Genomic DNA, 7895 nt, shown 5'->3' on the forward strand with positions numbered 1-7895 from the left:
CGTCCCCCCGCAAGTGGACATGGGACGCCCCCCTGCGCACCCCCTACGCCCGCCGCCAAGCGCTCGTCGAGCTCGACGCCCTCGCCGCCCTCTCGCTCGGCATGACGATCGACGAGCTCCAGCTGATCTACCGGGTCCAGTTCCCCGTCCTCTACCAATACGAGGCCGAGACCTTCTACGACCAGCGCGGCAAGATCGTGTTCACCGTCAACCGCGGCCTCGCGGGCGTGGGCCTGACCCGCAAGGAGTGGGACGAGATCAAGCACGCCCAAGCCGGCGAGGTCCTGCCCGAGTGGGCCACGGATGCCCAGGGCCCCTACGAGCCGCCCTTCGATCGCTGCGACCGCGAGGCCGACATGGCCCAGGCCATGGCCTACTTCCAAGCCGCGCTCGAGCTCCCCGACGCCTGAGCCCGCCGCGACGCCGCCACAGCTCGCGGCCAGGGCTCGCTCGAGGCCTGGGTCCGGGTCACCACCGCGCGCATGGTCATGGACCTCTCGCGCCGCCCGTCCAAGCTCGACAACGCTGGCCCTGCCCTGCTCGACCAGATCGGCGACGGCGGGCTCGCAGCGCAAGCCCGAGGGTGCCGAACATCGACAGAAAGCCCAGCCATCCCTGACCGCGATCGTGGGCTCGACACTCGCAGCCGTTGCCGCCACCGAGCCCGACATCGCCACCGGTCCCAGAATCGGTACCGCCGGTCTCCCAGACACACGCGTCGCAACCGTCGCCGACGATCATGTTGGCGTCGTCGCACTCCTCGGCGGCCTGCACGATGCCGTTGCCACACTCTACGATCCGCGGCTGAAAGAGTCGACGTTGGCTCGAATTAGGCTCCCCCCAGACGCCGACCCCGACCGCCCAGTCGCTCATCGGATTGTAGTAGCTCTCTACGCCGTCCGCCGAGAGTTCCGGGTAGTCCCCGACAAAAAACCGCCGCTCGCCCGTGCCGGCCAGCAAGCCCATTTGATCTTGGAGCAACGTGAGTCCGCCGTAGGTGTTGACCGAGCCGAGCACCTCGGAGCCGAGCAACGCAACCGTCGGCGTTCGCGGATCGATGGAGACCTCTGCGACACCAAAGTCCGGGCCACCGAACTCAGACTCGGAGAACGGGATCAGACACCGTCCCCCCCGCGCACAAAGGAGCCCCGGCCCCGAACGCGTACAGCCCCTCCAGGGTGATCGCCGGCCCGAGCGGACTACCGGCCATGTCGAACAAGACGAGTTGCAGTTCGGTGGTGAACAACGCCACGGTAGTCACGACGAAGGTCTCGGACCCCCGGTCGAAGCCGGCGGCCAGACGGTTCACCTGAAATTCATCGGGATGGTCCGAGTACTGCCACGTCGGGCTGCTCGCCAAGCGCACCGCCGTACGCAACGTCATCGCGCGACTAGTAGATGTTTCATTGGCCATCCAGGCCACGAACACGCGCTCGGTGGACTCGGCTTCGCTCATTGCGACCGCCGGGAGCGACCAGGTGATGCCGCTCGGTCCGGGGTCTACGGCCATCTGCTGGACGGCTGGTGTGGCGTCACCCGCTTCATTCACGATGCGGTGGATGACTCGGCCGACGGGGTCCGTGGTCACGAGCGCCTGCACGCCGGAGGGCGCTCGGTTCGACACGACCGCCGTACGGGAGACGGCCATCCCCACCAACGCGGTCGCGGCCGCCTCTGCCGGGTAGTTCGGATAGTCGGAGTCATCCCACCACGCGGGCTCGTAGGCCGGGGCGGCGGCGCCATAGAGGTGCTCGAGGCCCTCGAGATCGTCCCGCCGCCAGGTTCTGTCGCCGGCGAAACCGGCGGGCAGCGACGTGTACATGACTCCGCTGGTGCCGTCGACGGGGCCGACATGGGTGCTGCCGCCTGCTTCGCACTCTGACTTGCTGCGATTCGAATGCTGCAGGCCCAGGGTATGGCCGATCTCGTGCAGCATTACCTGGGCCATGTCGCCGTAAGCGTTCATCGAGAAGCCCGCGCCGTCGTCGCAGCCGGGTGGCACGAAGAACACCCAGCCCAGCGGGTCGAGGCTACCAAATCCCCGCGAGGCATAGTTCGCGCAGCCGGTCGCGCCGCCTCCACAGAGGTCGGAATTGTCCTCGCAGGGCATGCTCATGATCGTGATGCCCGCAGGAAGTTTATCTAGAGGATTCGTCGGATTATCAAGATCGTACTTCTCGTTCGTGAACCCGGCAAAGTAGAGCTTCGGCGCGAGCACAGACTCGTTGTGTCGCGCAATTACCTCGATTGCAAGCCGCGCCACGTCTTGAGGCGCCTGCCCGGTGTTCGCAACCGTGTAGTCTTGCGACGTGCTAATCCATACAGGGACGCGCAGATCGGGAAACTTGATCGACCAAAATGCGATCATCGGTTTGCTGCTGACGCAGTACGCCTCCGCTCGGTTTGGCAACGCCAAGCAACAAACGAGCGCAATCGTCCCCACGAGCTTCCGTTTGTCGTTCATTTGATCCCTCTCTGAACGTGATCCAATCTCTCATTCCGCCACCAAACACGACCGTAGCTTGCGCGAGCCCCCGTCGTAGAGAGTCCCCGCTGTCCGAAGCTGCCCTTCAGCGTCCCTCGCAAGGTCTCGATGGTAGAAATTTTCGTAGCTCACTCCACCACCTTCGACTTCGTCGAAGGTCCATCGAATCGTTTGATCCGCACCTACGTTTGTGAGTTGGCCCCGCAAGTTGGCGTCGTTGAGGGAACCGACATTGATCGCGGCGATCACCCCTTCATGTCCGCTCACGATGTCTCCGAACCACGCCTCCTGAGTCCATTGCCAGGGCGGCTGTGCCTCGGCCGGAGCGAGCCAGACCTGCGGAGCGAAGGAGTTCCTCGCAACGTACCGTCCACCGACAAACCATCGATGGCTCAATCGATCAAAGACCAGGCGATCGGCGAATCGAACAAAATCGAGATCGGCGTTCGGACCGAGTGAGGCCCGGCGAAGTTCGTTGCCGTCGAGGTCAAACATGACCACCAAGATGTCGGTTGTCGCTATCCGCGGGACGTCCACGTCAACATTCGGGCTCGTGCTCATCGTCGCCGCGACCGCGACCTCGGCGTCGCTTCGCTCGACCGCGTAGGCGTAGTCGTCAAAGCCAAGAAGATCTTCGCGCAACAGGTCCGTGACCGAGTCCGACGCCGGATCGTAGAGCCCGAGCCATGCGTCGCCCGCGAGCGTGCCCGAAAGCCAGACGCCGGCGGCAGTGAACTCGATCGCAGCGACATCGACTGCCGCCCCTTCTTGCGCGACGATAGTCTTCGAGGCGCCGGCACTGCCGTCCTTGTCAACGTGCAGCAGCCGGTCCCCCGCGCCGAGTGCCCATGCGCCGCCGCTGCCGTCGCCGACGAGGTCACTCATTACGTTGATCTCGGGATCGATGGACATCGTGTCCAGGATCCATAGCTGGTCGCCCGTCGGCCCGTAGCGAGCGATCCAGCCGTGGTAAGAAGGGTCATCGTCCAAACCACCGACGGCGAGGAATGAACCATCGGTGAGCGGAAGCAGCTTGGTGACGACAGTCGACTCGCCGGGAAAATCGCCTTCGAGCAGGTCGACGCAGTCGAACGGCATCCCCGAAGGGATGCACGTAGAGCTGCAGCCGTCGCCCGGGGCCCGATTGCCGTCGTCGCACTGCTCGCTCGCGTCCACGACGCCGTCACCACACACCGGCGGACCGCCCGCCTCATCGCCGGGCCCGCAGCCCGCCGGGCCAACGAGCAACATAACCGAAACGTCGAGCAGTCTTCGACGTAGTCTCGGGGATGAGTTGCGGCCGACTCGAGCCATGAGAGCCATGCTACAGCGCTGCGCGGTTCACGTCAACATAGATCGCGGCTACCCCGATTGTGGCAGCGGCAGCAGCTGTGTACTACGGCACACGCGGCGTCTCTAGTCTAGTAGCCCGGACACTTGATGTCCTCGAATCCCTTGTCGCGGCGCGGCCCGAGCCCGCTGGCCTCGAGCGCTCTAGCAGCCCGTGGTGGCTGCTAGATCGGCTTCAGTCGACTCGGCCCCAGCACACGGTCTGCGGATCGTCGACGCTCGAGAACGCGACGCGTCGACCAAGGGCGTCGACGTCCGGCGAGCCCGCCTGCAGGCCGTCGAGCAAGACCTCGAGCACCCCGGTCGTGACATCGGTGAGCACCGTCCGGGCGCCGGCGTCTTCATCCCACAGGTGGGCGTCGAAGCGACCCTCCTCCGGCCGCCAGTTGATCCAAGGCGCGAAGGGCACCTCACGGCATCGGCTGATCCGCATCGTCGAGCACGCGCTCGAAGACCACGCGCGAGAACACGAAATCGCCCGCTTCGTTTATCATACTGTGCAGATGCCCCACATATCGCCCCTGCAGGTGCCAGGACCACGCCTGCCCGTTCGGGTCCCCGCCGTCTGTGGCGCCAGCGGCGATGTACGGCGGCCCATACACGGCGTCCAGCTCACCTTCGCAGGGCACCACGAAGATGCTCTGGGTGATCGGGTCCGTCACGCTCGGGACCGTCACGCTCACCGAGTAGGGAGTCCGCTCGTCTGGGAACTCGAGCGCAAACAGCCAGCCGACAGTGTCATCACTGAAGTTGATGATGTCATCGTCTTCACAGCGCGGCTCGCTGCGCTCGAGCACGAGCGGCAAGCCGGTCCAGGTGAAGGTCGGGAGCCCCTCGAGTGCGCAGGCCGGGTCGTCGAACGCGGACTCGGGCAAGCTCTCGGCGATCGCGGCCGACTCTGCCAGCGAGATCCCAAACACCCGCCGCGTCGCCCGCTCGACGCCCTTCGCCGAGGTCACGCCGTCGAGCGCCAAAATGAACTCGGCCATCTTGGCCGGGCCGTAGGTCGACTCCAGCGCGACCCACCACGTGAGCGCGAGCGCGTAGTTCAACTTCGTGGCGTCGTTGACATCGAGCGCCGCGCGCAGCTCTGCCGCGCTGAGGAACTCGGGCTGGCTGGGTAGCGAATCCGACGCCGCCATGCTGGATCACCGCCGAGTCCCAGCGCGAGGCAAAGGCTTCGTTGATGAACGCCGGGTACCCCACGAATGGGCGGCCGTGCCCGCCGCGCGACGCATGGGCCAGTTCGTGGGCCTCGATCGGGCTGTTCGAGAACACGAGTGGCCGATTCAGGATGTGGCTCTCGCAGTCGGAGATCCAAGGCGAGGAGCACGCCTGAACCGCGAGCTCTTCGTGCCAGAAGTACTCGACCCCCGGCCCGAGGTCGTCGGGCCCCCAGCCGTAGTGGCCGCCAACCAACTCCAGAAAGCGGTCCACCATGGGAACGGTCCCCCCGCACAAGCGCGCCTCGGTGTCGTCCCAATGGTAGATCACGTGCTCGCCGACCTCGGTCGACAGCTCCATGCATTGACTGCAAACCAGCACAATCCCGATCGCGGAGATGGACCCGACACGTCGCATGACTTGAATGGAAGCTACGAGCACACGCGGGCGCGGACAAGCTGCGCTCGCGCTGATCTGCCCCCAGTTGGTGGCCTACGGCGAGGTCACGACGACGCCATCGACGGTCAGGGTATCGTGTCCGTCATCCCTGAGACCGGCGACCGCCTCACAGCCCTGGTCTCCGCAAGACGACTGTAGGCGCCGGTCAGGATCCGCGGCTATTCGCTGGCGAGACGAGGACGGCCCCGGAGCGAGGCGGCTCGTTCGCCACCCACTCCGAGGCCGTCAGTCACGGGATAGCCGCAGACCGTCAGTCAGAGGTCTTGCGCTTGCCCTCCCGCCGGCTCGCTCGTTTGGCGGCCGCGCGTTGCCGGGCTTCCTTGCTCCGATATGAGGCCCCCTCGACCACGACGATCTCCGCCGAGTGGTCGAGCTGGCGCTGGGCGACCCGGCCATGGTGACCATCTCGCTGAGTACGGCGATGGGCGTGGACCCGGGTCTCGACGAGAAGCTCGGCAAGTTCTACGGTGCCCTCCGGGTCTTCATGGACGAGACCCTCGAGACCGGTCAGAAGCTCGGCCTTGTCCGCGCGGGTGACCGCGGCCCGATGCTCTCGATCGCGCTCGGCGGCATGGAGGGGCTCCTGCTCGACGCGGTCAGCGGCTCGGTCACCGCCGACCCCGACGAGCTCGTGCACGCGGTGATGAGCTTCCTCGAGTCCGGCCTCCTCGGCCGCTGACGCTCAGGTGGTTCGGTCGGGCCCGGCGATGTGGTCGACCCGGCGGAATTTGAACTCTCCGTCACGGAATGCGGCGACTGTGGAGGCTTGGGACAGGGAGGGCACACTGAAGTGGGCCATGAGGAGGTTGCCGTCCAGGCTCAAGCTGGACAGGTCGATCGTGGCGTCGGCCGTGGTGTGCTTCTTGAACGAGCGATGGTCTCGCAACAGCTGTTTGAACTCGGGCTCGAGGTTCCCTTCCGGGTCGAAGAACTGGCTCAGCTTCTGAGATTGCTGCTCGATGTCGTCAGGCCCGGTGTCCTTGATCGTGAGCAACACCGAACGCCCCCCGTGCGAGATGCTGCCCGTGAAGCTGTGGTCACGTAGGCGATACGTGAGCGTTCCCAGAGTCTTCGACTCGTAGGTCTTGTCTTCGTGAAGCTCGTCGAACTTGGTCTTCAGCTCGGCGTCGTCCTCCAGGTCGAGCTTCTCGAGGCTCCGGATCAAGACTGCGCCCCCTTCGGCGAAGAGCCCTTCGATCTGGAACGCCGCGATCTCTCCCCACACGTCGGAATCGAGTTCCACCTTCTTGTGGAGCAACAGGTGCCCACGAAGGAGGCGGTCCGTGAAGCTGTCCTCGCTCGCCTTCCGGCACGAATACAGGTTGAAGCGGTGCGCCTTCTTGGCCCCGACCTCTGCCGAGCTCCTCCACTTGGCGATGACCACCGCAGACTCCAGCGGAGCCTCAGCGAACGCGGTCATGTCACCGCTTCCGCCCATCCTCTCGAGGACCTTTCCGAAATCCTCGACCAGCTTCTTCGACTTGTTCTCGTACTTCACGTGTTTCCTCTTCCGGACCGGGTGTAGGGTCTACCCGCTAGTGTACGAGCCGGCGCTCGAACTCCATAGTGCCTTCTTCGTCGTAGAACTGGCCGGTGAGGGTGTTGCCGAGCACTACGACGTAGAGGACGACGACATCGCACGGGCACTCGCCGATCTGGGTCTCGGTCCCCGTCCGCCTCCGCGGCCAAGGCCAGCCCCTGCTGGCCAGCTCGAGTTCGACTTCGCGGCGTGACCGACCCGACTCTGCTCGAGTGGTGCTCGTCGAGCCGTGCCTTGGGTGCACGGGGCTGGCTTCGTTCGGGGGCGACGTCGCGCCGAACGGGTCCTGTCCCGCAACTGACCCGTCCGCGATGCGCCTCGCCGGCCGACGAGCACGCCAAGCGCAGGGTGCCGCGATGTTTACGCATCCGGCGACCCCACATCGGATGTCTTCCATGGTGCCAGTCAAGGGGATCTGATGGCGAAAGACGGACCCACGCCGCTCTTCGCCACTGGGGGTGATCTCGAACCAAGGCAAAGCCAGACACCTCTTCGAGGTGATCAGATGCCGCAAAATCAGGAGTCACCAGCCTTCCATACGTGCTCGGGCTCGAGGCCCGGCCACAAGGTGCCATGCGAAAAAAGGGGTCGGCCAATCTTATCCGGGGGGGTGCTTCCACACGAGGTGGAGGTCCAAGACATCCACGGCCTGACCCAAACTGACTTCGCTGATCGGCGGCGGCCTTGATTGAAACTCAGTGGGTGTTGCACCTCATTCGCTTGGGGTCGTACTCGGTGCCATCGCGCCAGATGTGATACGCGATGCTCAGTAGATCTGCCCCAGTTTGATGGACACCTCCGGAAGAAGGAAACTGGAGGACAAGCACCGTGCCACGCAAGAAACGCAGGACATTTACACCGCAACAGAAGGCCGAGGCCGTCAAGATCTGCCAGCGG

Annotated in this window: 8 protein-coding genes and 1 pseudogene; 3 read left to right on the plus strand and 6 right to left on the minus strand. The window is 65.0% G+C overall.

All coding sequences use genetic code 11. The features are described from left to right. A pseudogene (locus ENSA7_RS44880) lies at positions 1-410 on the plus strand (hypothetical protein); the annotation flags it as partial. A gap of 76 nt (positions 411-486) precedes the next feature. On the opposite strand, the gene ENSA7_RS41205 reads toward ENSA7_RS44880, so the two are convergent. The 5 genes from ENSA7_RS41205 to ENSA7_RS41225 form a co-directional block, all read right to left on the minus strand. After that, positions 487-1032, minus strand: a complete 546-nt coding sequence (locus tag ENSA7_RS41205; RefSeq protein WP_244924082.1) for a DUF4215 domain-containing protein — start codon at positions 1030-1032, stop codon at positions 487-489. 64 nt (positions 1033-1096) lie between these two features. Continuing rightward, positions 1097-2464, minus strand: a complete 1368-nt coding sequence (locus ENSA7_RS41210; RefSeq protein ID WP_106094921.1) for a matrixin family metalloprotease — start codon at positions 2462-2464, stop codon at positions 1097-1099. 30 nt (positions 2465-2494) lie between these two features. Next, on the minus strand, positions 2495-3736 hold the full coding sequence (locus tag ENSA7_RS41215; protein WP_244924083.1) for a DUF4215 domain-containing protein: 1242 nt from the start codon (positions 3734-3736) through the stop codon (positions 2495-2497). Positions 3737-4010: 274 nt separating this feature from the next. Further along, the gene (locus ENSA7_RS41220; RefSeq protein ID WP_106094923.1) at positions 4011-4244 is read right to left on the minus strand and encodes a hypothetical protein; all 234 of its coding nucleotides are present in this window, start codon (positions 4242-4244) and stop codon (positions 4011-4013) included. A 1-nt stretch (position 4245) separates the two neighbouring features. Beyond that, positions 4246-4977, minus strand: a complete 732-nt coding sequence (locus ENSA7_RS41225; RefSeq protein ID WP_106094924.1) for a hypothetical protein — start codon at positions 4975-4977, stop codon at positions 4246-4248. Positions 4978-5822: 845 nt separating this feature from the next. On the opposite strand from ENSA7_RS41225, the gene ENSA7_RS41230 reads away from it, so the two are divergent. Continuing rightward, positions 5823-6137: a hypothetical protein gene (locus ENSA7_RS41230; protein ID WP_106094925.1), complete on the plus strand. Its 315-nt coding sequence runs from the start codon at positions 5823-5825 to the stop codon at positions 6135-6137. 3 nt (positions 6138-6140) lie between these two features. On the opposite strand, the gene ENSA7_RS41235 is transcribed toward ENSA7_RS41230, so the two are convergent. After that, positions 6141-6956 carry a hypothetical protein gene (locus ENSA7_RS41235; RefSeq protein ID WP_146158745.1) on the minus strand — a complete coding sequence of 272 codons (816 nt, stop codon included), beginning with the start codon at positions 6954-6956 and terminating at the stop codon, positions 6141-6143. Here ENSA7_RS41235 and ENSA7_RS41240 point away from each other — a divergent pair. Further along, entirely contained in the window at positions 6940-7191 is a 252-nt protein-coding gene (locus ENSA7_RS41240) for a hypothetical protein (protein WP_146158746.1), read from the plus strand. The two genes, ENSA7_RS41235 and ENSA7_RS41240, sit on opposite strands and share 17 nt — an antisense overlap. The last annotated feature ends 704 nt before the right edge of the window (positions 7192-7895 follow it).

It is taken from the genome of Enhygromyxa salina (assembly GCF_002994635.1).
Classification (GTDB): Bacteria; Myxococcota_A; Polyangia; order Nannocystales; family Nannocystaceae; genus Plesiocystis; species Plesiocystis salina_B.

Excerpts from the sequence above, each read along its gene's own strand:
- ENSA7_RS41210 (WP_106094921.1), bottom strand. The coding sequence starts at position 2,464 with ATGAACGACAAACGGAAGCTCGTGGGGACGATTGCGCTCGTTTGTTGC.
- ENSA7_RS41215 (WP_244924083.1), bottom strand. The coding sequence starts at position 3,736 with ATGTTGCTCGTTGGCCCGGCGGGCTGCGGGCCCGGCGATGAGGCGGGC.
- ENSA7_RS41225 (WP_106094924.1), bottom strand. The coding sequence starts at position 4,977 with ATGGCGGCGTCGGATTCGCTACCCAGCCAGCCCGAGTTCCTCAGCGCG.